Below are 22,949 nucleotides of genomic sequence, written 5' to 3'. Positions count from 1 at the left end.
CGCTGGCGGCTGTGCGTTCGGGCGCTTGCGAAGCAGTGCTTCGCAAGCAAAGCGCCCTCACCCCTGTAAGCTCGTAGGCGCCATCCATGGCGCCGGGCGCCCCTGCGCAGCCCACCCGGCCGGCCCCTGACACATTCCGGCGGTTCCGCCCGCCACGGAAAGAAAAAAGAAGAGCAAAGGCAAAGGCAGCATCCCGGGCGGCCGCCGGGATCTGCCCCCCCAAAAGCGAAAGCAGAGCTTCAACTCTTTCCTGCCTCGAGACCTGACAGATCTCATCCACGCATGGCGTGGATAAATGGATAGATCGTGTCGACCAAGGTCGACACCTACCAACAGCCGCGGGAAATTGTCGGGGGCAGGGTGCAACCCTGCCGAAACCCCTCCGCTGCGCTCGCCGGGCATGGCCCGGCGCTGCCCGTAACAAGAAGGCCGCCTTTCGGCGGCCTTCTTGTTACTTCAGCTTGATCTCGCGCAGGCGCTCTTCGAGGAAGCCGTGCGCGGTGATCGGTTCCGGGTACCGGCTTGGGTTCTCCTCGGTGATGCACGAGGGCAGCACGTCAATCAGGAAATCCGGGTTCGGGTGCAGGAAGAACGGCACCGAGTAGCGCGGCTGGCGGGCCAACTCGCCCGGGGGATTGACCACGCGGTGGATGGTCGACGGATACACATGGTTGGTCAGGCGCTGCAGCATGTCGCCGATGTTGACCACGATGGTGTCCGCGTCCGAGGTGAACGGCACCCACTGGCCATCATGCGACTGCACTTCCAGGCCCGCCGCGCTGGCACCGACCAGCAGCGTGATGAAGTTGATGTCGCCATGGGCACCGGCGCGCACGTTGGGGATGTCGTCGGTGGTGATCGGTGGGTAATGGATCGGGCGCAGGATCGAATTGCCGAAATTGGTCTTGTCGGCGAAGAAGTGCTCCGGCAGGCCGATGTGCAGGGCCAGGGCCGAAAGCACGCGCGAACCGAGGTTGTCCAACGCCTGGTACAGGCCGTAACCACGCTCGCGGAATCCCTCGACCTCGGAGGGCCACAGGTTCGGCGCCATCACGTCCCGGTACTTGGAGTCGTCGGCGATCTCGCGACCGATGTGCCAGAACTCCTTCAGGTCGAAGTGCTTGGAGCCCTTGGCGGTCTCCACCCCGAACGGGGTATAGCCGCGGGCGCCGCCGCTGCCTGGCACGTGGTACTTGCGCTTGGTCTCATCCGGCAGTGCGAAGAAGGCCTTGAAGACGTCGTAGGCCGCGTCGATGTCGGCCTGCGGGATGCCGTGGTTGCGGATGCCCGCGAATCCCCATTGGCGGTACGCCGCCCCCAGCTCGGCCACGAAGGCGTCGCGGTCACTGTCGAAACGGGTGATGTCGAGGGTGGGGATCTGGCTCACAGCGGTTCCTGGCTTGTCGTTGAGTCGGTACGGGCCCGCCATGTCATGGCGACCGATCTGAACATTGTGACAGATAGATCGGGGCACGCCACCGACACACTGAAACAAACCGATACAATGCGCCACCCGCGCGGTTTAACGACTTCGTCACGCCGGGAAACGCCCTTGCTGCCCACTTGAACCCGCCCCCTCCATGGACGCCGCCCTGCCCCTCCATGGACGCCGCCCTGCCCGACGCCACCGCCGCCGCTCTTCCCGGGCCCGCCCGACGCTGGCGCAGGCTGGCGTGGTGGTCGCTGTTCATCGCGGCCAATGCCGTGCTTGCCGCGCTCATCGCGCTGGGCAACGTGCCGCTGCGCGACAATCCGGGCGGCACACTCGGCCTGGCGTACCTGGCGTTCGCCCTGCCCGGCCACCTGCTCGCGTTCGGTGCCCTGGCCGGCCTGCTGCCGCTGGCCATCGGCCTGTGGCCGCGCAGCGCGCGCGCGTTGAGCGTCTCGGCGGTGATCTGCCAGGGCCTGTGGCTTTGCCTGCTGCTGGTGGATGCCAAGGTCTTCGCGCTGTATCGCTTCCATCTCAACGCGATGGTCGCCAACATGGTGTTCGGCGGCGCCCTGCAGGATCAGGTCAGCCTGTCCTGGAAGACCTGGCTGCAGGTGGCGGCTCTGGTGTCGGCGATCTTCGCCGCGCAGGGCCTGCTGGCGTGGGCGTGCTGGAAGCTGCTGCCCGCAGCGCCGCCGCGGCGGCGGGTACTGCAGGCCTGGGCGGTGGTTGCCCTGCTGATGGGCGGCGGCCAGGTCGCCACTGCCTACTACGACGCGCTCGGCGAGCGCGCAGTGATCAGCCAATGGAACTACCTGCCATGGGCGCAGCCGATCACTGCCAAGAGCACGATGCGTCGCTTAGGCGTGGTCAGCCAGCACCCGGCCGGCCTGCCCGATCCACGCCATGCCCAGCTCAACTATCCGTTGCAGCCTCTGCGCTGCCAGAGCCACCAGCGGCCGAACGTGCTGATGGTGGTACTGGAGTCGTTGCGCCATGACGTGCTCACCCCGCAGTTCATGCCCAACGCCTCGGCGCTGGCCCGGTCCTCGCTGGTGTACGAGCACCATTTCAGCACCGGCAACGCCACCCGTTATGGCCTGTTCGGGCTGCTGTACGGCCTGCCGGGTGGCTACTGGCCGAGCATGCTCGACGAGCAGCGCGGCTCGCAGTTGTTCAAGGTGCTGGGACAGCAGGGCTATGACCTGCATCTGTATGGCAGCGCGCCGCTGTACAGCCCGGAGTTCGATCGCACCGCGTTCGCCGATGTCCGCGACCAGTTGCACCAGGGGCCGTCCGAACTGACCTCCGACGGCCGTGATGCCGCCATCGTCGCTGGACTGCGGAAGGACATCCGCGCCAGCCAGGCTGCGCAGCGCCCGTGGTTCGGGTTCGTGTTCCTCGATTCCACCCACGCGCCCTACCACATGCCGGCCGGCTATCCGCCGCTCGCCACGCCGATGGCCGATGCCATCGATTTCCTCAAGTTCGGCCCCGAGCACGATCCAACGCCGGAATTGAACCGTTATCACACCGCGGTGCATTACGCCGACAGCCTGATTGGTTCGCTGCTGGATGACCTGCGTGCCCAGGGACTGGACCAGGACACGATCGTGCTGGTGACCGGTGACCACGCCGAGGAATTCAACGACCTCAAACTCAACTACTGGGGCCACAACGGCAATTTCTCCAACTACCAGCTGCAGGTGCCCTTCGTGCTGCATTGGCCCGGCCAGGGAGGCGGCCGCGACGCACGCGTCAGCTCGCATGAAGACTGGGTGCCGACGCTGATGCGCCACGGCCTGGGCTGCGAGAACGCCTTGACCGACTACAGCACCGGCCACGACCTGCTGGCGGCACCGACCGGCAAGCGTGCGCTGGTGGTGGAAAGCTGGTCGCAGCGCGCAGTACGCAATGGCGAGGCGATCTACGTGTTCGACAAATTCGGCAACGCCACCGCGCTTGATGCGGCCTACCGCCCGTTGCCGCAACAGACCCCCGACGCCGCCAGCATCCGCGCGGCATGGGAAGCGCTGACCCGCTTCCGCAACCGCTGAATCCAAGGACCGATCCACGCATGAACCGTCCGCTGCGCATCCTGCATACCGAAGCCGCCAAAGGCATGGGTGGGCAGGAGATCTACATTTTCCGCCACATGCAGGTGATGCGCGCGCGCGGCCATCATGTCGCCCTGCTGTGCCAGCCGGATGCGCGCCTGGCCACGCGCGCGCGCGACGATGGCTTCACCGTGCATACGCTGCGCATGGGCGGCATGGCCCGGCTGCTGCGCGGCATCTGGTCGGTGTCACGGCTGGTCCGCCGCGAGCGCTACGACGTGGTCAACACCACCAGCCGCCGCGATGCGTTGATCGCCGCGGCGGGTGCACGACTGGGCGGTACGCCGCTGGTGGTGCGCTCACGCCACCTGATGAGCCCGGTGAATTCATTGCTGACCTATACCGGCCTGCCCCACCGGGTCATCACGGTAAGCAACTTCGTCAAACAACTGCTGGCCGACCGTGGCGTTCCCGCCGAGCACATCGGCATCGTGCCGCCGATGGCGGTTGCGCCAACCGACGCCACGCATGAGCCCTCCTGGCAGGCGTTGCAGGAGGCGCGCGTACGCGTGCGCGCCGAGCTCGGATTCGAGGAACAGGACATCGTCGTAGGCTGCGTGGCAGTGCTGCGCGAACCCAAGGGCCACGCCGAACTGCTGCAGGCCATGGTGCCGCTGTGCAAAGCCAACCCGCACCTGCATCTGGTGGTGGTCGGCGATGGCCAGGCCGTGATGCAGCGCCTGCAGGCCACCTGCGCCGAACACGATCTGCAGCGCCAGGTCCATCTGCTGGGCTTCCGCAGCGATGCCTGCCAGCTGATGCCCGGCTTCGACATCTTCGCCCTGGCCACCCACAAGGAAGCGTCGGGCACGGTCTTCCTGGAAGCGGCACAGGCGGGCCTGCCGATCGTGTCGCATCGGGTCGGCGGCGTGCCTGAAATGCTGGTGGAAGGCAGCAATGCCATCCTCACCCGGCTTGGCGACAATGCCGCCCTCACCGGCGCGCTGCGGCTGCTGGTGGATGATCCCGAGCGCCGCCGGCAGATGGGACGTTCCGGCTGGGACTGGATCCGCAGTGCCACGCGTTTCAGCCCCGAGGGCCACGCTGAAGCGACCGAACACTATTACCACCAATGGATGAAGGAGCTGGGTCATGGCTAATGCCAGAACCGTACCGGTGCTGATGCATCATCACGTCAGCAACTCGCCCGGCATGATCACGGTGTCGCCGGAGAATTTCGAGAGCCAGATCGCCTGGCTGGCGCGCACCGGCTGGACCTCGTTGACGCTGGACCAGTACGCCGGCTTCCTGGCCGGCAAACCGGTGCCGCGCAAGTCGATCGTGATCACCTTCGATGATGGCTATCTGGACAACTGGGTCTACGCCCATCCGATCCTGCAGAAGTACGGCATGCACGCGGTGGTGTTCGTGGTGACCGGCTGGATGCACGAGGGCCCGGTACGCCCGCATGCCGGCATCGCCGGCGCCGCGCTGCCGGAAACGCCCGAGCATCGCGCCTGCGAAGACCTGATCTACAAGCAGGGCCGCAGTGACGAGGTGATGATGCGTTGGAGCGAAGCACGTGCAGCCATCGAGGCGGGCACCTTCGAGATCCACTGCCACACCCACACCCATACGCGCTGGCTGCGCCGCCAGGATCTGGATCGGGCGCAGCGTCGCGCCGGCATCAGTGGCGACCTGTCGATGGCAAAGGAAGTGCTGCTGGAGAAGCTGGGCGAAGTGTCCGACACCCTGTGCTGGCCGTACGGCGATTTCGACCAGGACTACATCGAAGTGGCGCGTGAGCAGGGGTTCCGTTACCTGCATACCACCCATCCGTTCGGACGCAACGTGGTCGGCGGCGATCCCGAGCGCATCTACCGCTTCGCCATCCGCAACCGGCCGGCAAGCTGGCTGCGCAAGCGCATCGCGTGGAGCTACAACCCGCTGATCGCACCGCTGTTCAACGGCTTCAAGGCACGGCAGAAGAAGATGGTGCCGGGCCCGTAATGGCGCCGTCAGCCCTGGGCTGACACCGCTTCGGCAAGGAAGCTCCAGCAGAGTGGAAGGACTACAGGAAATGAACGTTCTGGTTACCGGCGGCGCTGGATTCATCGGCTCCCACACCTGTGTGGAGCTGCAGCAGCAGGGCCATGTGGTGGTCATCGTCGATTCGCTGTGCAACAGCAACGCCGGGGTAATCGGCCGGATCGGCGACATCACCGGCTTCGCGCCGCTGTTCGTACAGGCCGACGTGCGCGACCGTGCGCGGATCACCACGGTGCTGCGCGAGCATTCGATCGATGCGGTACTGCATTTTGCCGCGCTGAAGTCGGTGGGCGAATCGCGGCAGATGCCGCTGGACTACTTCGACAACAACATCAACGGCACCCTCGCCCTGCTCGGCGCCATGCGCGATGCCGGCGTGGGCACGTTCGTGTTCAGCTCGTCGGCAACCGTGTACGGCGACCAGGACCATTGCCCAGTGGCAGAAACGGCCCCGACCTGCGCGATGACGCCCTATGGCCGTTCGAAGCTGGTGGTAGAGCAGCTGCTGTCCGACCTGGTCGGCGCCGACACGGCGCTGCACGTGGCAACGCTGCGCTACTTCAACCCGGTGGGAGCGCATTCAAGCGCCCTGATCGGCGAGCTGCCGCACGGAACGCCCAGCAACCTGATGCCCTACATCGCCCAGGTGGCCGCCGGCCTGCTGCCCGAAGTGCAGGTATTCGGCGATGACTACCCGACCTGCGACGGTACCGGCGTACGCGACTACATCCATGTGCAGGACGTGGCGCGGGCCCATGTGCTGGCGCTGCAGTACCTGCGCGACAAGCGCCGCAGCATCACCTTGAACCTGGGCACCGGCCAGGGCCACAGCGTGCTGGAACTGATCAAGGCCTTCGAGCAGACCGTCGGCCGGCCGATTCCGTTCCGCATCACCGGTCGCCGTACCGGCGACATCGCAGTGAGTTTTGCCGATCCGTCCCTGGCCCTGCGCGAGCTGGGCTGGACCGCGCGCCATGGCCTGGCGGACATGTGCCGCGACACCTGGAAATGGCAGACGGAGATGACGGGCAGGGCCTGATGCCTTGCTTGCACCAGACAGCACCATGGCCGCACAGGCGGCCATGGTGTTGGTTCGATCCAGCAGCAGGGCTCAAGCCGCGGCCGCCGTCCTAACCGCCGCCGAAAGCCGGTCCAAGGTGTCCTGCATCAGCGTCGCGTCATCGGCCTCGACCGTGACCCGCACCACCGGTTCGGTGCCGGAAGGACGCAGGAAGGCACGCCCGCGACCGGATACCGCCTCCTGCGCTTCGATCAGCGCAGCCTGCACGCTCTCGGCCTGCACGGTGGCCTTGGCCGAGACATCGCCAAGGCGCACGTTGACCGTCTTCTGCGGCACCTTGGACAACGGCTGCAGCGCTTCGCGCAGGCTCTTTCCCTGCTGCTTCAGCGCCACCAGTACCTGCAGGGCACTGACGATGCCGTCGCCGGTGGTGGCCCGGTCCAGGCACAGCAGATGGCCGGACGCTTCGCCACCGAGTACGCCGCCTCCCTCCACCAGTGCCTGATGCACGTAGCGGTCGCCGACGTTGCTGCGTTGGAACGGAATCTGCAGTTCGGCCAGGGCTTTTTCCAGGCCGAAATTGCTCATCAGGGTGCCGACCACCGGACCGCGCAGGCGACCGTCGGCCTGCCATGCGCGCGCCAGGATGTACACCAGGTCATCGCCATCGACCGGGTTGCCGCGGTCATCAGCCATCAATACCCGGTCACCATCACCATCGAAGGCGATTCCCAGGTCGGCGCGGGTCTCACGGACCTTTGCAGCGAGGTTGTCGATGTGGGTCGACCCGACGCCGTCGTTGATGTTGACGCCATTGGGTTCGGCACCGATGCCGATGACCTCCGCCCCCAGTTCGCGGAACAGCAGCGGCGCGATCTGGTAGGTGGCGCCATGCGCGCAGTCGAGCACCAGGCGTACACCGCGCAGATCGAACGCGCGCGGCACGCTGGACTTGCAGAACTCGATGTAGCGGCCGACGGCCTCGCGTGCACGCGAGGCCTTGCCGAGCTTTTCCGAAACGGCCGTGGTGAACGGCACGTCCAATGCGGCTTCCAGCGCCAGCTCGGTGGCATCGTCGAGCTTCTCGCCCTGGGCGGAGAAGAACTTGATGCCGTTGTCGTAATGCGGATTGTGCGACGCACTGATGACGATGCCCGCATCCACGCCCAGGGTACGGGTCAGGAAGGCAACGGCCGGGGTCGGCATCGGGCCGAGCAGCTGCACGTCAGCGCCGGCAGCGACCAGCCCCGCTTCCAGCGCGGCTTCGAACATGTAACCGGAGATCCGCGTGTCCTTGCCGATCACCACGATCGGGCGGCGCCCCTCCTGGCCACGCTGGGCAACCAGCACACGGCCCAGGGCGTTGCCCAGGCGCAGCACGAAATCAGCCGAGATCGGCCCTTGACCGACCCGACCGCGGATGCCGTCGGTACCGAAGTACTTGCGGCCCCCCATCAAACCTCCTCCGGTGCCGGCTCGCGCCGCAGCATCGCCAGCAGGTCGGCCAGGCGGTCGCGCAGTTCACGACGGTCACAGATCTGGTCGATGGCGCCGTGCTCGAGCAGGAACTCCGAACGCTGGAACCCTTCCGGCAGCTTCTCGCGCACGGTCTGCTCGATCACGCGCGGGCCGGCGAAGCCGATCAGTGCATGCGGTTCGGCGATGTTGATGTCACCCAGCATCGCGAACGATGCCGACACACCGCCGGTGGTCGGGTGGGTCAGCACCGAAATGTACGGCTGCCCGGCTTCACGCAGTTTGCCCAGCGCGGCCGAGGTCTTGGCCATCTGCATCAGCGAGAACAGGCCCTCCTGCATGCGCGCGCCGCCACTGGCGGAGAAGCACACATAGGGTGCGCCGATCTCGGCGGCAGTCTCGGCAGCAAGGGCGAAGCGCTCGCCGACCACCGAGCCCATCGAGCCCCCCATGAAGGCGAAGTCGAAGGACGAGGCCACCAGCGGACGGCCCTTGAGCAGGCCGCGCATGGCGATCAGCGCGTCGTACTCACCGGTGTTCTTCTGCGCGATCTTGATGCGCTCGCTGTACTTCTTCTGGTCCTTGAACTTCAGCAGGTCGGTCGGCCCCAGGCGGGCAGCGATCTCGGTGGTGCTGTCGGCGTCGAACAGCGCAGCCAGACGGGCGCGCGCGCGGATGGCCATATGGTGGCCGCACTTCGGGCAGACCTCCAGATTCTCTTCCAGCTCCGGACGGTACAACGCACTGCCGCAGTTGCTGCACTTTTCCCACAGGCCCTCGGGGACGCTGCGCTTCTTGCTGGGGGTGTTGTCGGTGCGGATGCCAGACGGCATCAACTTGCTGAGCCAACTCATGCGGGAGGACACTTCCGTTCAGGGCGGCCCGGGGGCCGCAAAGGCGGACAGTCTAGCTCCGCTTTCCCTGCCCGTGCACCCCCTGCCCGGCCTTGGGCCCGCTGGAAAAAACCATGCTGGGACGTACGTTTAGGTGCTGGGTAGCGCCGGGCCATGCCCGGCGGATCTTCCTGCGCGCCCCACCGCCGGGCATGGTCCGGCGCTACCGTTACTGATCCAGCGCCTGCCGTAGAGGCGCGAGGAAGGCGCCCGCGCGCTGTGCGGCTTCTTCAGCCGAGCCTGCTTCGGCCAGCACTGCCACCAGTGCGCTGCCGACCACCACGCCATCGGCTTGGCGGGCCATGGCCGCCGCACTGGCGGCGTCCTTGATGCCGAAACCGGCCACCACCGGCACGCTGGCCCTGGCCCGCAGCGCCTGAAGGCGTGCGCTGGCCGCGTCGCTGTCCAGTCGTTCCGAGGCACCGGTGACCCCGGCAAAGCTGACGTAGTACAGATAGCCACGGGCCAGCGCCAGCAGCTTGTCGGCGCGCGCCTCGCTGGTGGTCGGCGATGCCAGCAGAACCAGCGCAAGGCCTGCAGCGTCGAAGGCCTGCTGGGCTTCGCCGGCCTCTTCCGGCGGCAGGTCGACCAGCAGCACGCCGTCCACGCCAGCGGCCACCGCCGCTTCGGCGAACGCCACGTAACCGTGGATTTCGACCGGGTTGAGATAGCCCATCAGCACCACTGGCGTCTGCGCGTCCTGTTGCCGGAACTGCGCCACCGCCTGCAGCACGTAACGGTTGCCGGCACCGCGCGCCAGCGCTCGCTCGGAGCTGCGCTGGATGGTCGGGCCGTCGGCCATCGGATCGGAGAACGGCACGCCCAGTTCGATCACATCGGCACCGGCCTGGACCAGCGCGTGCATGACCGGCACGGTGGCGTCCAGCGAAGGATCACCGGCGGTGATGAAGGGGATCAGGGCCTTGCGCTGCTGCTGGCGCAGGCGCTGGAAACAGTCATCGAGTCGGGAAACGGGCATCTCAGGCACATCCTTCAATCAGTTCAATCGCTTCGCTGGTCCCCCAGTACATCAGGATGACCTTCCCTTCAAACACTTCCAGGCGGATGCCAAGGTCCGAGCCCGGGTCCTGCCAGGTCAGGTACTCGCCCTGATCGCCATCGTAGGCATGCGGGCTGGAGACCGGCGCGCCGGGGAACTGCGCCACCGCCTGCGCCCGCGTCATGCCGATGCGCAGGCCGAATGGACCCGGCTGGTCAACCGGCGCCTTGGCGTCCTCGCCCGGGCCGAGATCGAAACGGACCACGCGGTCTTCGTCGGTCATCATCGACACGCCGGGCGGCAGCCCCTTGCCGTCGTAGTACTCGCAGCTGCCGCCGATGGCTTCGACCGCGCCCATTGCCGTCCACGGCCCGAAGGCCTTCAGGTCGCTCATGTGCTGGCCGATCAGCACCTCGCCGGCATGATCCAGCGCCACCGACGCCACGGCGGGCGCGTCATCGCTGGAGACCGCGGCCGAGGCCGGTGGATCATCGATGGGCGTGCTCGCAATCGGGTCGACGTCATCGTTGGCCGCCATCGGCTGCGCCGGCTGCGCAGCGGCCTTGGGCGCCGGCGCCAGTACCGGCGGCTCCGGCGGTTGGCACGCGGCCAGGCCCAGCACCAGCAGCACGCCCGTACTGCGCATCAGTGCGCTCACAGCACCAGCCCTTCGCGCGCCGCGATGGTATGCACGTCCTTGTCGCCACGTCCTGACAGATTGCACAGCACGATCTGGTCGCGCGGACGCCCGCGCGCGAGCTTCATCGCCTGCGCAAGCGCGTGGCTGGACTCCAGTGCCGGCAGGATGCCTTCGGTGTGGGCCAGCAGATGGAAGGCCTGCAGCGCCTCTTCGTCGGTGATGCCGACGTAGCGCGCACGGCCGCTGTCGGCCAGGAACGCATGCTCGGGGCCGACACCCGGGTAATCCAGGCCGGCCGACACCGAATGGGTCTCGATGATCTGGCCATCGTCGTCGCACAGCACATAGGTGCGGTTGCCGTGCAGCACGCCCGGGCGGCCGGCGGCGATGGAGGCGGCGTGGCGGCCGGTGTGGATGCCATCACCGGCCGCTTCAGCGCCGACGATCTCGACCTGGCGGTCGTTGAGGAAGGCATGGAACAGGCCGATCGCATTGCTGCCGCCGCCGACGCAGGCGGTGATCGCATCAGGCAGGCGACCGTACTCGGCCAGCATCTGCTCGCGCGCCTCGCGGCCGACGATCGCGTTGAAATCGCGCACCATGCGCGGGTACGGATCCGGGCCGGCCACCGTGCCGATGATGTAGAAGGTGTCCTGCACGTTGGTGACCCAGTCGCGCATCGCTTCGTTGAGGGCGTCCTTCAGGGTGGCCGAGCCGGAGGTCACCGGCACCACCGTCGCCCCGAGCAGTTTCATGCGGTAGACGTTGATCTTCTGCCGCTCGATGTCGGTGGCGCCCATGTACACCACGCACTCCAGGCCCAGCCGCGCCGCGACGGTGGCACTGGCCACGCCATGCTGGCCGGCGCCGGTCTCGGCGATGATGCGCTTCTTGCCCATCCGCGCCGCCAGCAGCGCCTGGCCGATGGTGTTGTTGATCTTGTGCGCGCCGGTGTGGTTCAGGTCCTCGCGCTTGAGCAGGATCTGCGCGCCACCGACGTGGTCGCTCAGGCGTTCAGCATGGTAGATCGGGCTCGGCCGGCCTACGTAATGGGCCAGGTCGCGGTCATAGGCCAGCTGGAACGCCGGATCCTGGCGGGCCTGGTCATAGGCCTGGGCCAGTTCCTGCAGCGGGCCGACCAGGGTTTCGGCGACGAAGCTGCCACCGTAACGGCCGAAGTGGCCCTGGGCGTCAGGGAAGGCATGGAAATCGGCGATGGGGGAGTCAGGCATGGAGACGACCGGTCGTTCAGACAGGTGGATACTCTAGCGCACGGATTGTGTCCGGAAAAATGGATATTATCTGGCCTATCCCGTCAGGAAATCTCACATGAGCGCGTCACTGCTGCCGCCCCTGAATGCCCTGCGAGCGTTCGAGGCCACCGCACGTCTGGGTGGCGTTGGCCGCGCTGCCCAGGCGCTGCATGTGACCCATGGCGCGATCAGCCGGCAGCTGAAGCTGCTGGAAGACCATCTGGGCCTGGCCCTGTTCCAGCGCGCCGGTCGCGGACTGCGCCTGACCGCCGCCGGCACCCGCCTTCAACAGGCCTGCAGCGAGGCGTTCGGCGGCATTGAAGACTGCGTGCGCGAACTGCGGCGGCCAAGCGCGGAGCCGGCCCTGGTGCTGGGCTGCAGCGGCAGCGTGCTGGCGCGCTGGATGATTCCGCGGCTGCCGGCACTGCAGGCTGCCCTGCCCGGCGTGCGCCTGCAGTGGTCGGCCCTGGATGGCAGTTTCACCGAGGCGCAGGCCACGCTGGATGCGGTGCTGCTGCTGGCACAGGGACCATGGCCGCGCGGCTGGCAGGTGCGCGAGCTGGCACCGGAACGGGTGGGTGTGGTGGTGGCGCCCTCGCACCCGGCGGCGCAGCGGTTGCGCCATGTCCCCCCGTCGGCCTTGCTGCGGGAAACGCTGCTGCACACCCGTTCGCGCCCGCAGGCGTGGCCTGCATGGGCGCAGTCGCACGGGCTGGACCCAGCCCAGCTGCAGCTCGGCACCGGCTTCGAACACCTGTACTACCTGCTGGAAGCAGCGGTAGCGGGGCTGGGCCCGGCGATCGCGCCGGAGCCACTGGTGGCCGAGGATCTGGCGGCCGGGCGGCTGGTGGCACCGTGGGGATTTGCTGCGACCGGCGGGTTCTGGGTGCTGGCGCGGCCGGACGGCCCTGTCGATGCGCGCGTGGACGTGCTGGCGGACTGGGTGACTGCCCAACTGCGATGAGGCCCCCGCGGCGGGTGCGCAATGGCCGGCAACGCGGGCGGATTGATCCGCCCGGTGCCAGCACTGCGCAGGCCTCAGCGGCCGCCCATCGCGACCCGCTGCTGCTCTTCCTGCACCTGCTGGTGCTGCGAAGGATCGGACAGCAGCTTCGCGCTGGTGTGCTCCAGCGATGGTGGCGCCTGGGCAAGGTCAACGGCGGCGCGGAATCCCGGCGTGGTTCCCATCACGAACGCCTTGCCATCCTGCACCGTGATGCTCTGCAGCTTGTCGGCGGCGTCGATGCCGTTCTCTTTTGCATGCAGGGTGATGTTGGCCGCGGCTTCTTCGGAGAACACGCTTGGCAGCTTGCTGCGCACTGCGTTGTGCAGGGCATTGTCCGGATGCGAAGCATCGTTCAGCGATGGTCCCTTCGGCGCGGCAGCCGCCGGCTCCTGGCCCTGCAAACGGCCTGTGGCCAGCGCAGCGTGGGTGTTGCGGCCGGCGATGCCATCGGGCACCAGACCCTGCTGCTTCTGGAAGGCGAGCACCGCCTCGCGGGTGTGGTCACCGAAGCGACCGTCCTCGGCCAGCCGGTTGCCGTGCGCGTCGCGCACGCCAAGCTGATTGAGGGTCTGCTGCAGGGATTGCACATCACTGCCGCGCTGGCCGTGCCGGATCACCTCGGCCGATGCTGCGTGCGATGGCGCCGATTGCGCTGCCGATGCCCCCGCCGGTGCGGCGGGGCGAGAAAGCGCCGGCTCGCCATTGCCGTGCAGCGGCGCACGGACCTGGAACTCCGGCTTGGGCGTCAGTGCACCGACGATGCGCGTACCACCACCGTCCCAGTAACCACCTGGGCGAATGGTGACTTCAGCCGGCCCGGTACTGCCCTGGGAACCGATGAACTGGATGTTTCCCTGCGCGTCGTAGCCTTTGAAAATGCCGACATGCTGACCCTGCGAAGAGGAGAACATCAGGATGTCACCCTGCTTCAGCGAGCCATTGGGCTTGCGCGCATCCGCCGCCGAGGTCACATCGAAATGCTCGCGCGCGTACGCGGTTGTATTTGCGCCGTTGAACAGGGTCGAGGTCGTGAAGCCCGCGGCGTTTTCGCCACGCACGTCGTAGCCCGCGTTCTTCAGGCCGCGCCAGACGAATGCAGAGCAATCCACACCGAGCCGCCCGTCCCCGTCCAGGTCGCGCTCCAGCCGGCTGCTGTCTCGACCCGGCCGTGGATGGTCCGGCCGGCCATACTCGTACTGGCGGCCGGAGCCCATGAAGTGCTGGTGGGCCTCGTTGTAGACGGCGGCACTACCGGCCGCAGCCACGGTCTGGGTTGCAGCGGGTGCGGTCGTAGCAGGCGTTGTTGCTGGAGTCGGGGTCTGGGTCTGCACCGGCGCGGCAGCCGATGTGCGCGTCGGCTGCTGGACGGTAGCGACATCGCCCGGCTGCCAGCCCTCGAAACGCCGTATACCGTCGGCCAGCACCTCGCGCTCGCGCACGCTCATTTCCCCGACCGTCTTCGAGCGCAGATCAACGCCGTTGCGGTCACCCTCCGCATAGATGGTGGCGGCCTGCTCTTTGTGGTGGGTCGTGCCGCTGTAGTCCTTCTTGGAGTAACTCGGCAGCATTTCCTCGACGGTCTTGTCACCAAAACGGCGCTCGAGCAGCTGGATCTTCGCCACCCGCCCGGCTTCATAGCTTTCGAAGACCGCGTTGCCCCATTGGTCCAGACCGACCACGCCTTGGTAACGTCCCTGCGCCGCCTCGAGCGCCTGCTCGCGGGTACGGGGGTTGGTTACCGTCTTGTCCGCGCTGCCGGCGAACTCGAACTTGAGATTGCCAGGGTTGTTGTTGCGCCACGAGACGCTGCCGCCTGACCGTTCGATGACACTGCCATCGTCCATTTCCAGCGTGCGCGTCGTACCGACGCTGCTGACTACCCGAGTGATGTTTGGATCCGACATGCGCTGTTCCTTTGCCAGTGGTTGATTGGACCGCTCCCCCGGCGGCGATTACATTCCGTTGGAAAACACGTCCAGCACATCCGCACTGACCCAGCCCTGTGCGCAGTTCCCGGCGTAGTGTCCTGGGGCTGCCGCATGGCAGGCCTCGCCTCCCGTGGCGACCCGATTGTTGATCGGCCTGTCACCATAGGTGTCACACAATGCATTGTCCTTGCACTTGCCGACCGTGTTGGCCGGAATGGCGACAACGTAATAGAACAGCGGATTCTGTCCGGTGCGGCCGATGCCTTGCACGCACACCAGCTGCCCCTTCGACAGCTTCGCGGTGGCGGTGGCCCTGCTGCCGCTGCTCGGTACCGCATCCAGCGTCTCCACGCCCTTGGCCTCGGCCACGCCGGCGAAGAATCCCTGGTCGCCGCAGTCCGGCGACAGTTCGACATCGTAAAAGTCACCGCTGTCGACATCGCCTGCTGTGCAGCCGGTACCGGCACTGGCATTGCTGCACGTCACCCCGCTGGCGCGGATCAGCGCGGCCAGCCCGTTGTTGGCCGCTGCCGGCGTGGACGCTGGTGCCGCTCCAGCTGCAGAGACCGGGGCCACTGCAGGCGCAGGAACGGCGGCGCGCGACGCTGCAGCGGGATTTGATGAATCTCCCGCCGCACACGCTCCCAAGGCGAGCAGCAGGCCCGGAACGAGCGCAACGCGGGCCACACGGAACCGGCGGGAAGAAAGACGGGGCATATCCATTGCGACCTCATTGAAGGCATGACGCACCACAGGGGGCGAGAGGGTTGAACACGGCCCACCCGGCACTCAGCCAAGGCGGTCAGGCGCATTGTGTGCGAACAAATGTTCGGTGGATGTCGACTTCGTCGTCGGCATCCCGATACAACGCAAAAATGCGCATTTCGTCACATTACCCCTTCCCTTGGGACGTCCACCGCAGACGCCGGCTACGACGCCGTCGGCGCCGCCAGGCGCTGCTGCAGATCCTCGCGCAGGCGCGACAACTCGACTTCGGCCTGCTGACGCTGCTGCATGCCCTCGCGATGGATGCTGCGCACTTCCTCGACGGTAGCGATCAGCTGATCGTGCACGTGGCGCAGCGTGGCCACGTCGATCACCCCGCGCTGGTTGCTGCGTGCGGTGTCCACCGACGCCTGGCGCATCAGATCGGCATTGCGCCGCATCAGCTCATTGGTCGCATCGTCGATGGCATTGGCCAGCTCGGCGGCGTTCTTCTGTTCGCCCAGCGACAACTGGATCGCGAACTGACGCTTCCACGAGGGGATGGTGATGTCGCGGACGGTGTTGAACTTCTCGATCAGCTGCAGCGCATTGGCCTGGATCAGGCGGATCATCGGCAGCGACTGGTCAGCCGCGTGCTGCATCAGCTGCAGGTCGGAAACGCGCTTCTCGATCAGGCGGATCGCATTGTCGATCTCGCTCTGGCGGATGCGCTGCTGCGGGTCATCGCTGCCCTGCCCCAGCAACTGCTCGGACTGCAGCTGGGCCAGGCGCTGCTTGCCGGCGGCGGCATACAGGCCCAGCGCATGACGCTCCTCGCGGACGATGTCATGCATGCGGTCGAAATCGGCCACCCGCTTGGTCATCAGTGCCTGTTGCGCGCCCACGTCGCCGAGCAGCTGTTCGATCTGCGAATTGGTATCGCTGAACTTCTGCACCAGTTCGCCCTTGGAAGAACGCAGGCGATCGATGAGGCCACCGATCAACGGCACCTTCGAGCGCTGGGAAAAGCCATCCAGCTTGAGCTCGCGCGCGATGCGCACCACTTCGCCGAGTTTCTCGCCATTGGCGTCGAGGTCACGGTTGCGCACCTGGTCCAGCAGCTGGCTGGAGAAGGCCGTTGTGCGTGCGGCGGCCTCACGGCCGAACACCTGCAGGTTGCCTGGACGCAGGTCTTCCAGCTCGCGGCCGATCTCGGCGATGTGCGGCAGGTCGTCGCGGACCAAGCCGAGGGCCTTCAACGTGCTGTCATCAAGTTCAGGGGCGGGCGTGGTGGCGGGCACGATCGTGCCGGAGTTCTGGCTGTCCTGGGTCATCGGGCAGTGTCCTTGCGGTGGATAAGCGGCAGCGGCGGGCGGCTCAGGGCAGTCTAGCCTGAGCAGCAGCTACTTCGTCGTCGATCTGGGCCTGCAGCGTGGCTGCCTGCTCGGCCTGTGCAGCCTGCGCCAGTGCCTGACGCGCCAATGCGGCCTGGCGCCAGGCCGGCAGCAGGACATCGTGGATGCGGACGAAGCGCTGCAGCAGGGCTTCGTCCTGCTCCTGCAGCAGCCGCCACTGCCCGCTTTCGATGCGTCGCAGCGTGGCCAGCCGCTGCAGGTGGTCCACGCGTGGCGCCAGCGCGGCCTGCGCGGCTCCGTCAAGCATTGCCAGCTGCGCGGCGCCGAACGTGGCCCAGTTCTCCAACGCGGCTGCAGCCGCGTCGTTGTCGATGATGGCCCGGGCACGCTGCTGCACACGCTGCGCGAGACCTTGGGCCTGCTCGCGCGCCTGCAGCGCCAGCACGCCCAGCTGCGCCTGCAGCCCCTGCGCCTGCGCCTGGCGTTCAACGTCACGGCCGAGCAGGCGCCCCCACCAGCTCTCCCGCCGGCGCAGGCGCGCCGGATCGCTGGCCTGCAACGCCAGTGCGATCCGCGCCAGCGCAGCCACCAGGCCTTCGCCACCTGCCTCGGCCGGCAACGACGCCGGCTCGGCCAGCCCCTGCAGCAGGGGGCTGCCGTACGCAGCCAGCGCGGCCACATCGGCGCGCGCCGGAAGCACGGGTTCGGGCAGGGAGCGCATGCAGGTCACGGCAGCGGCGGCGGCCGTGGGCCGTCATCGGCCACCGTTTCCGGCGGCAATGATTCACCGTAGAAGTGGCGCATCAACGCTTCGTCCAGCGCACGTTCTTCCGGAGTCGCTGCACGACGCACCCGCGGGCGACGACGCGTGTCGGTCGTGGCCACATCGGCCGTTACCTGCTGCCGGGCCCACCCGGCAAACGCCGCCAACGTCTGCGACAACTGCACCTGCTGTTCCTGCGAGGCGACCAGCAGCTGCAACAGCGGCGCCAGACCAGCCTGCAGGTCTTCGGCCAATGGCGTGGCTGCGGCCTGCGGTACGGCGGCAGCCGGCGCGCTGGCCGGACGTGCATCGGCCAGGCGCTGCAGCGCTGCCAGCAGGGCCGGCCATGGCGCAGGCTCCGGTACGACGGCCACCTCTGCCGGCGGCGGCGGCCGTGGCAGCTGCAACGCACTGGCGATGTCGGCCAGCTGCGCGACCACGCGGCCACCGACATCACTGTCACCGGCACCCATTGCCTTGTTGCGCAGGAAATCACGCTTGATCTGCGCCCAGCGTTGCGCGCGTTCTTCATCGAGCACGCCACGCAGCTCGGCCAGCTTCAGCAGATTCTCTTCGGCACCGGTGGTCAGCAGCTGCGCTTCGCCCAGGTAGTGGTCGGAGATCAGCTGCTGCAGCTCGTCGTCATTCATCACCGGCGAAATCTTCTCGGCCAGCTTGTTCATGTTGCGGTAGCTGCCCTGCAGGCGGAAGGGCGGCTCGGTGCGATAGCGGTCATCCTGGGCAGCGCTGGCGATGTACTGCTGGTTGACCTTGTAGACCACATCGCGGACCTGCAGCATGCGCTGCAGGGTGGCGGTGATCTCGTTGATCTCTGCGCCGCTGTAGGCGTGGCTCAAGCCGTTGGTGGACACATCCTTGCCCATCGCGCGGTCGACCAGCAGGTACAGGTCGGCCATCTCGCGCGTGGCCAGCGGCGCCAATACCGGGTTGGAGGTCAGGCTGTTCTCGATGTAGCTGAGCGTGAAGGCTGCTTCCATGCCACCGAGCACATCGCCCAGGTTGTAGATGTCGGCACGGTTGGCCAGCATGTCCGGAATCTTGAACACTTCGCCGGATTCGGTGTACGGGTTGCCGGCCATGACCACGCAGAACTTCTTGCCACGCATGTCGTAGGTGCGCGTACGGCCGCGCCATACGCCTTCGATGCGGCGCGTGCCATCGCACAGCGAGATGAACTTCTGCAGGAACTCGGGGTGCGTGTGCTGGATGTCATCGACATACAGCATGGTGTTGTTGCCCATCTCCAGCGCCAGGTTGAGCTTCTCCAGCTCCTGCCGCGAGGTCGCATCCGGTGCCTGCTGCGGATCCAGCGACCGCACTTCGTGGCCCAGCGCCGGGCCGTTGATCTTCATGAAGACCAGGCCGAGGCGATGCGCCACGTACTCCATCAACGTGGTTTTGCCGTAGCCCGGCGGCGAGATCATCATCAGCAGGCCCATCAGGTCGCTGCGCTTGTTCTCGCCAACGGTGCCCATCTGCTTGGCCAGGTTGTCGCCGATCACGCCGAGATATACGTCGTTGATCAGCTTGTTGCGCACGAAGGACGACAACGGCCGGGCCTTGAACTCCGACAGCCGCAGGGTTTCGCGTTCGCGACCGATGATGCCCTGGCGCACCGCCTGATAGGCGTGGAAGGCCGGCACGAACGACTGCAGGTGGTGCTGCAGGCGTGCCAGGAAATCGTCCAGCGACACGGTCAGGCTGCCGTTGTGGATGCGGGCATGTTCGCCCAGCAGGCCGCTGACCTCCGCCTGCAGCGGTGCATCGCTGGCACGGGTGCGCAGCTGTCGCTGCACCAGCAGCAATGCCGCCGCTTCTTCGACATAGCCGGCATGCGCCGACTGTGCCGGCAGCCCGGCGAGCGCTCGCAGCCATTGCCCGGCCAATGCCCAACGCATGGCCAGCGGATCCTGCGAGCGCTGCAGCGCACGTTCAAGCGCATCACGCTGGCCCGCCTGCTCCAGTTGCTGCGACAGCGCGTCCAGCAATGCCCGCGCGTGCCGGCTGGTGCTGAACACCGGCTCGCCGGCCACCAGTTCTTCGCCCAGATATGCCGCTGCTGCATCGGCGGCAGCGGCGTCGAACGGCAGTGCATGCGCGAGTGCGTGGTCATGCAGCGCCTTGGCCATTTCCGCACGCAGAGCGTGGCGCCCCTCATCGGAGCCGAACAGGCGCGCGATGGCCTCGGCACCGGCCTGCCGGCCGGGCCACTGCGTCACGGCTTCATCGCGTTGCCGCGCGGCCCAGAACAGCAGTGCCAACGCACGCACATGGGGCGAATGCCGCAGCGGTCCGGCGGCCTGCTGCAGCGGCAACAGCGCGCGCAGGATCAGGGCGGCGTCATGGTCATGGATACCGCGCTCGTAGCCCTCGCGGTAACGGGGCGCGGCAAAGGCGCGGACCCGCTGGCCCAGCGCTTCCGGTTCGGCTGCATCGTGCTGCAGCTGGGCCAGGTCCAGGCCATCGCGGCCCTCCTCCGCAGCCAGCAACAGGCACCCGGCCAGGTATTCGCCACGGTAGATCGCTGCCGATTCCGAATCCAGGGTCACCGGCCAGAACGGCTTGAGCGCATCAAGCTCGGGATCGTGCAGGCTCTCCAGGAAATCGGTGCCGGTGAGGTGGATGGCAAGGGTTTCACCCCGTGGCAGCAGGGTCAGGTCCAGCGCCTGGGTGTTCACGCTGAATCGATGGCGCGGACCAAGGCGGACCACGTTGCCGCCGGCCTCGTACAGGTCGCTGCGGTCGCGCAGCTGGCGCACGGCCTGGTCGCGCACGCCCTTCAGGCGCGCCTCGACATCGTCAGCCTTGACGTTGTCGTGCAGCGCACGCAGGCGCTCGGCCAGTTCACGCAGTTTGAGGATCAGCGGATCGCCGGCGAAGAACGCGTTGAGCTCGTCGGCCGTGCCGAACCGCTCGGTACGCTTTGCGAGGCCATCAAGGATGCGGTTGGCGGCATCGAGCACCGAGCGCGCCTTGCGCTGGCGATCATCCAGCAGGGCCTGCTTGTGCGTATCGAAGGCTTCGACCAGCTCTTCGCGCTTGCTCAGGATGTCGCCGAGGAACTGCTCGTGCTCGCCGAACTGGCTTTCCAGTTCTTCCAGCTGCACCAGCAGGCGCGACAACTGCTCGTCGGCCCGCTCAGGGTCGCTGGCCATCGCCAGCGCGCTGGTGATCGACTGCGAGAACAGGGCGAACTGGGCAGCGAACTGGGCCACGGCTTCGGCCGAGCCCAGCGACTTGCGGCGCTGTTCGGCACGTGCGCGCGCCTGGTTCAGGCGCCCGTACAGCAGCGAGATGGATTCGACCACGCGGGTGCGCGCAGTCGCATCGTCGACCTTCAGCCCGGCCATCAGCTCGGACAGCATGTCCAGGTCGCCGGCCATGCCGCGCAGGCCGTCCAGCTGCTCATCCAGCTGGCGTGCACTGGCGGCCTGCTGTGCGGCTTCGTCCAGCGCCTGCATGCGGGCGGTCAAGGGGGCCAGTGCTGCATCGCCGGCAAGGAAGGTACCGGTGGCGGCGCCGACACGGTCGTGCGCCTGCACAAGTTCGGCGGCCATCGCCTCGATGCGCGCGGTATCGATGTAGCGCAGTTCGCGGATGGTCAGCAGTCGACCGCGCAGTGCGGTGATCGCGTTGAGCGCTTCGACGAAGGCCTGCACCTCGTTCCAGTTTTCCGGCTGCAGCCGGCCCAGCAGTGCCTTGTGCGTGGCCTCTGCCTCGGCCATCGCCTGCGCCGACTGCTGGCGGATCGACTGCACCTTTTCGTATTCGTCCAGCACCGATTCGCCGGTGGCACTGATCTGCCGCAGCAGGGCTTCGGCGCCATCGCAGGCCTCGTCACCCAGCCAATGATGCGCATCGAAAAGCCGCCGGGTATCGGCTACCAGGCGCTGGTAGCGCTGCACCGATACATCCTGGCCGTCGATCTCGCGCGCCAGGTTGAACAGGTTGGAGATGCCGCGAACCAGCTCGGCATTGCCGATGCGCCCCATGAAGGTATTGCCGGGCGGACGGCTGGCGGCGAACTCATCGCTGCTGAAGGGCGTCTGCCAGACCTGCATCGGATGGATGCGGGTCGGCTCGGTGCCTTCGGCATGGAACAGCACCATTCGCCCGTCCTGCATGAAGGCGTAGCCGTGGCCGAAGACCGGGTTCTGCAGCACGCGCTGGATCGTGTTGTAGACGAACAGCGCCGAACGCCCGCCTTCGCGCTCGTAGAAGATGTACAGCACGTCCTCGCCGTTGGGCGAACGGATGCTGCGCTTGAACTGCATGCCATCCATCGAGGCGTCGAACGCCTTGTGCTCGCCACCCTGCAGGTAATAGCCGCCGGGGAAGATGATGCCGTGGTCTTCGGGCAGCTGCACGCAGGCCTGGACGATGGCATCGTTGCGCACGATGTCGCCGGTAAGCGTGTTGTAGATCAGTCCGCGCCATTCGGTTTCGCGGTAGGGCAGCACTTTCAGCAGCACCAGCGAGCCGACCCGGGCGAACTCGAACTGGGCATCGTCCAGCGACTGCGTGCTGTCCTCCACCGGCTCGCTGTAGATGCCCTGCCCGGTTTCGGTGTTGTTCTCCACCTTGATGGTCAGATCGCCACCGGTGGTTTCCACGAACAGGGTATCGAGGATGTTCAGATGCGAGTGGCGACCGTTGACGGCAAGGTCACGCGTGGCGCGGGTCCATTCGAAATCGAAGGGCGGCGGCAAGGCGATGTCACGCTCGCCGCGTGCATCGAGATAGGTCAGTTCACCTTCGCGTGACAACGCCCAGCGGAACACGCGCACGTCGCTGCTGCGCTCGCCGATCTGGAACGAGGCCAGCAGCTTGTCGCCCACCACGATCAGCTGCAGCAGGCGCGCATGCTTGTAGTAGGCGTACAGCTCGTTGAAGTCATGCACGAAGCCGGGCTGGGCGAGGAAACTGCCCTTCAGTTCAAGGGCAGCGACGTCGTAGCCATCAGCGCCCTGTACCAGCCGGTACAGACCGAACACATCTTCGATGCGGGTCTGGGTCTTGAGCCCGATGAACACGTTGTAGCCGAACAGCAGGCGATCCGGGCCGACCTGGACGATGTCGCGGCCGACACAGTTGTTCTCGCTGCGGATGCGGAAGCGGCCAATCACCTCCAGGCGGCTGTCGCCGAACTCGGCCAGGCGCTGGCGGTTCAGCTGCTCGGCAACGGCCTGCAGGCGCTGGCCCTGTTCGCCGAGACGGCGCCGCAGGACTTCATAGGCGCCGCCCTGGGCTACGGCCTGGTCGACGGTAGCGCCGGCAGCCTCTGGTGCGGCGGACTCGGTGGACGGTTTGGTTTCGGACATCAGCAGGTTTCCGGCTCACGGACGGCCGGCCG

16 protein-coding genes are annotated in these 22,949 nt (G+C 67.0%); 5 read left to right on the top strand and 11 right to left on the bottom strand.

The features are described 5' to 3' along the window. Positions 1-451: 451 nt before the first annotated feature. The gene (locus TEP_RS05620) at positions 452-1,429 is read right to left on the bottom strand and encodes a 2-oxoglutarate and iron-dependent oxygenase domain-containing protein (protein WP_132824582.1); all 978 of its coding nucleotides are present in this window, start codon (positions 1,427-1,429) and stop codon (positions 452-454) included. Between the two features lie 173 nt (positions 1,430-1,602). Here TEP_RS05620 and TEP_RS05615 point away from each other — a divergent pair, with 173 nt between their 5' ends. The 4 genes from TEP_RS05615 (at position 1,603) to galE (ending at position 6,574) form a co-directional block, all read left to right on the top strand. Continuing rightward, positions 1,603-3,486 (top strand): sulfatase-like hydrolase/transferase, encoded by a 1,884-nt coding sequence (locus TEP_RS05615; RefSeq protein WP_240790635.1) that lies wholly within the window; start codon positions 1,603-1,605, stop codon positions 3,484-3,486. Positions 3,487-3,506: 20 nt separating this feature from the next. Beyond that, positions 3,507-4,646, top strand: a complete 1,140-nt coding sequence (locus TEP_RS05610; protein WP_132824581.1) for a glycosyltransferase family 4 protein — start codon at positions 3,507-3,509, stop codon at positions 4,644-4,646. Then, complete coding sequence (locus TEP_RS05605) at positions 4,639-5,496, top strand: polysaccharide deacetylase family protein (protein ID WP_132824580.1); 858 nt, start codon at positions 4,639-4,641, stop codon at positions 5,494-5,496. The genes TEP_RS05610 and TEP_RS05605 overlap by 8 nt, the downstream gene beginning before the upstream one ends. 70 nt (positions 5,497-5,566) lie before the next feature. Continuing rightward, positions 5,567-6,574 carry a UDP-glucose 4-epimerase GalE gene (gene galE / locus TEP_RS05600; protein ID WP_132824579.1) on the top strand — a complete coding sequence of 336 codons (1,008 nt, stop codon included), beginning with the start codon at positions 5,567-5,569 and terminating at the stop codon, positions 6,572-6,574. A gap of 72 nt (positions 6,575-6,646) precedes the next feature. On the opposite strand, the gene glmM is transcribed toward galE, so the two are convergent. The 5 genes from glmM to trpB all read right to left on the bottom strand — a co-directional run bounded on the left by glmM (position 6,647) and on the right by trpB (position 11,797). After that, entirely contained in the window at positions 6,647-8,011 is a 1,365-nt protein-coding gene (gene glmM, locus TEP_RS05595) for a phosphoglucosamine mutase (protein WP_132824578.1), read from the bottom strand. Then, on the bottom strand, positions 8,011-8,886 hold the full coding sequence (gene accD / locus TEP_RS05590) for an acetyl-CoA carboxylase, carboxyltransferase subunit beta (protein WP_132824577.1): 876 nt from the start codon (positions 8,884-8,886) through the stop codon (positions 8,011-8,013). The genes glmM and accD overlap by 1 nt, the downstream gene beginning before the upstream one ends. A 208-nt stretch (positions 8,887-9,094) precedes the next feature. After that, complete coding sequence (gene trpA, locus TEP_RS05585; protein WP_132824576.1) at positions 9,095-9,904, bottom strand: tryptophan synthase subunit alpha; 810 nt, start codon at positions 9,902-9,904, stop codon at positions 9,095-9,097. Position 9,905: 1 nt separating this feature from the next. Beyond that, positions 9,906-10,583 (bottom strand): hypothetical protein, encoded by a 678-nt coding sequence (locus TEP_RS05580; RefSeq protein WP_132824575.1) that lies wholly within the window; start codon positions 10,581-10,583, stop codon positions 9,906-9,908. Then, a complete protein-coding gene (gene trpB / locus TEP_RS05575) occupies positions 10,580-11,797 on the bottom strand; it encodes a tryptophan synthase subunit beta (RefSeq protein ID WP_032975005.1) in 1,218 nt (405 codons plus the stop codon). Before trpB ends, TEP_RS05580 begins: the two co-directional genes overlap by 4 nt. Positions 11,798-11,894: 97 nt before the next feature. On the opposite strand from trpB, the gene TEP_RS05570 reads away from it, so the two are divergent. Further along, positions 11,895-12,782: a LysR family transcriptional regulator gene (locus TEP_RS05570; protein ID WP_132824574.1), complete on the top strand. Its 888-nt coding sequence runs from the start codon at positions 11,895-11,897 to the stop codon at positions 12,780-12,782. Between the two features lie 74 nt (positions 12,783-12,856). Here the strand turns inward: TEP_RS05570 and TEP_RS05565 are convergent, their stop codons facing one another. The 5 genes from TEP_RS05565 to TEP_RS05545 form a co-directional block, all read right to left on the bottom strand. Beyond that, entirely contained in the window at positions 12,857-14,728 is a 1,872-nt protein-coding gene (locus TEP_RS05565) for a peptidoglycan-binding protein (RefSeq protein ID WP_132824573.1), read from the bottom strand. A 48-nt stretch (positions 14,729-14,776) separates the two neighbouring features. Further along, complete coding sequence (locus TEP_RS05560) at positions 14,777-15,475, bottom strand: hypothetical protein (RefSeq protein ID WP_132824572.1); 699 nt, start codon at positions 15,473-15,475, stop codon at positions 14,777-14,779. Between the two features lie 206 nt (positions 15,476-15,681). Beyond that, a complete protein-coding gene (locus TEP_RS05555; RefSeq protein WP_132824571.1) occupies positions 15,682-16,791 on the bottom strand; it encodes a toxic anion resistance protein in 1,110 nt (369 codons plus the stop codon). Positions 16,792-16,834: 43 nt separating this feature from the next. After that, positions 16,835-17,533, bottom strand: coding sequence for a hypothetical protein (locus TEP_RS05550; RefSeq protein ID WP_132824570.1), 699 nt, complete (start codon positions 17,531-17,533; stop codon positions 16,835-16,837). 5 nt (positions 17,534-17,538) lie between these two features. Next, positions 17,539-22,917 carry a DNA repair ATPase gene (locus TEP_RS05545; RefSeq protein ID WP_132824569.1) on the bottom strand — a complete coding sequence of 1,793 codons (5,379 nt, stop codon included), beginning with the start codon at positions 22,915-22,917 and terminating at the stop codon, positions 17,539-17,541. Positions 22,918-22,949 lie beyond the last annotated feature (32 nt).

This window comes from Stenotrophomonas sp. TEPEL (assembly GCF_004348785.1).
In the GTDB taxonomy this organism is placed as follows: domain Bacteria; phylum Pseudomonadota; class Gammaproteobacteria; order Xanthomonadales; family Xanthomonadaceae; genus Stenotrophomonas; species Stenotrophomonas indicatrix.
This window is presented reverse-complemented; position numbering and strand designations above follow the sequence as displayed.

Coding starts and splice junctions, on each gene's coding strand:
- TEP_RS05620 (WP_132824582.1), bottom strand. CDS start 1,429: ATGGCGGGCCCGTACCGACTCAACGACAAGCCAGGAACCGCTGTGAGC.
- TEP_RS05615 (WP_240790635.1), top strand. CDS start 1,603: ATGGACGCCGCCCTGCCCGACGCCACCGCCGCCGCTCTTCCCGGGCCC.
- TEP_RS05610 (WP_132824581.1), top strand. CDS start 3,507: ATGAACCGTCCGCTGCGCATCCTGCATACCGAAGCCGCCAAAGGCATG.
- TEP_RS05605 (WP_132824580.1), top strand. CDS start 4,639: ATGGCTAATGCCAGAACCGTACCGGTGCTGATGCATCATCACGTCAGC.
- galE (WP_132824579.1), top strand. CDS start 5,567: ATGAACGTTCTGGTTACCGGCGGCGCTGGATTCATCGGCTCCCACACC.
- glmM (WP_132824578.1), bottom strand. CDS start 8,011: ATGGGGGGCCGCAAGTACTTCGGTACCGACGGCATCCGCGGTCGGGTC.
- accD (WP_132824577.1), bottom strand. CDS start 8,886: ATGAGTTGGCTCAGCAAGTTGATGCCGTCTGGCATCCGCACCGACAAC.
- trpA (WP_132824576.1), bottom strand. CDS start 9,904: ATGCCCGTTTCCCGACTCGATGACTGTTTCCAGCGCCTGCGCCAGCAG.
- trpB (WP_032975005.1), bottom strand. CDS start 11,797: ATGCCTGACTCCCCCATCGCCGATTTCCATGCCTTCCCTGACGCCCAG.
- TEP_RS05570 (WP_132824574.1), top strand. CDS start 11,895: ATGAGCGCGTCACTGCTGCCGCCCCTGAATGCCCTGCGAGCGTTCGAG.
- TEP_RS05565 (WP_132824573.1), bottom strand. CDS start 14,728: ATGTCGGATCCAAACATCACTCGGGTAGTCAGCAGCGTCGGTACGACG.
- TEP_RS05560 (WP_132824572.1), bottom strand. CDS start 15,475: ATGGATATGCCCCGTCTTTCTTCCCGCCGGTTCCGTGTGGCCCGCGTT.
- TEP_RS05555 (WP_132824571.1), bottom strand. CDS start 16,791: ATGACCCAGGACAGCCAGAACTCCGGCACGATCGTGCCCGCCACCACG.
- TEP_RS05550 (WP_132824570.1), bottom strand. CDS start 17,533: ATGCGCTCCCTGCCCGAACCCGTGCTTCCGGCGCGCGCCGATGTGGCC.
- TEP_RS05545 (WP_132824569.1), bottom strand. CDS start 22,917: ATGTCCGAAACCAAACCGTCCACCGAGTCCGCCGCACCAGAGGCTGCC.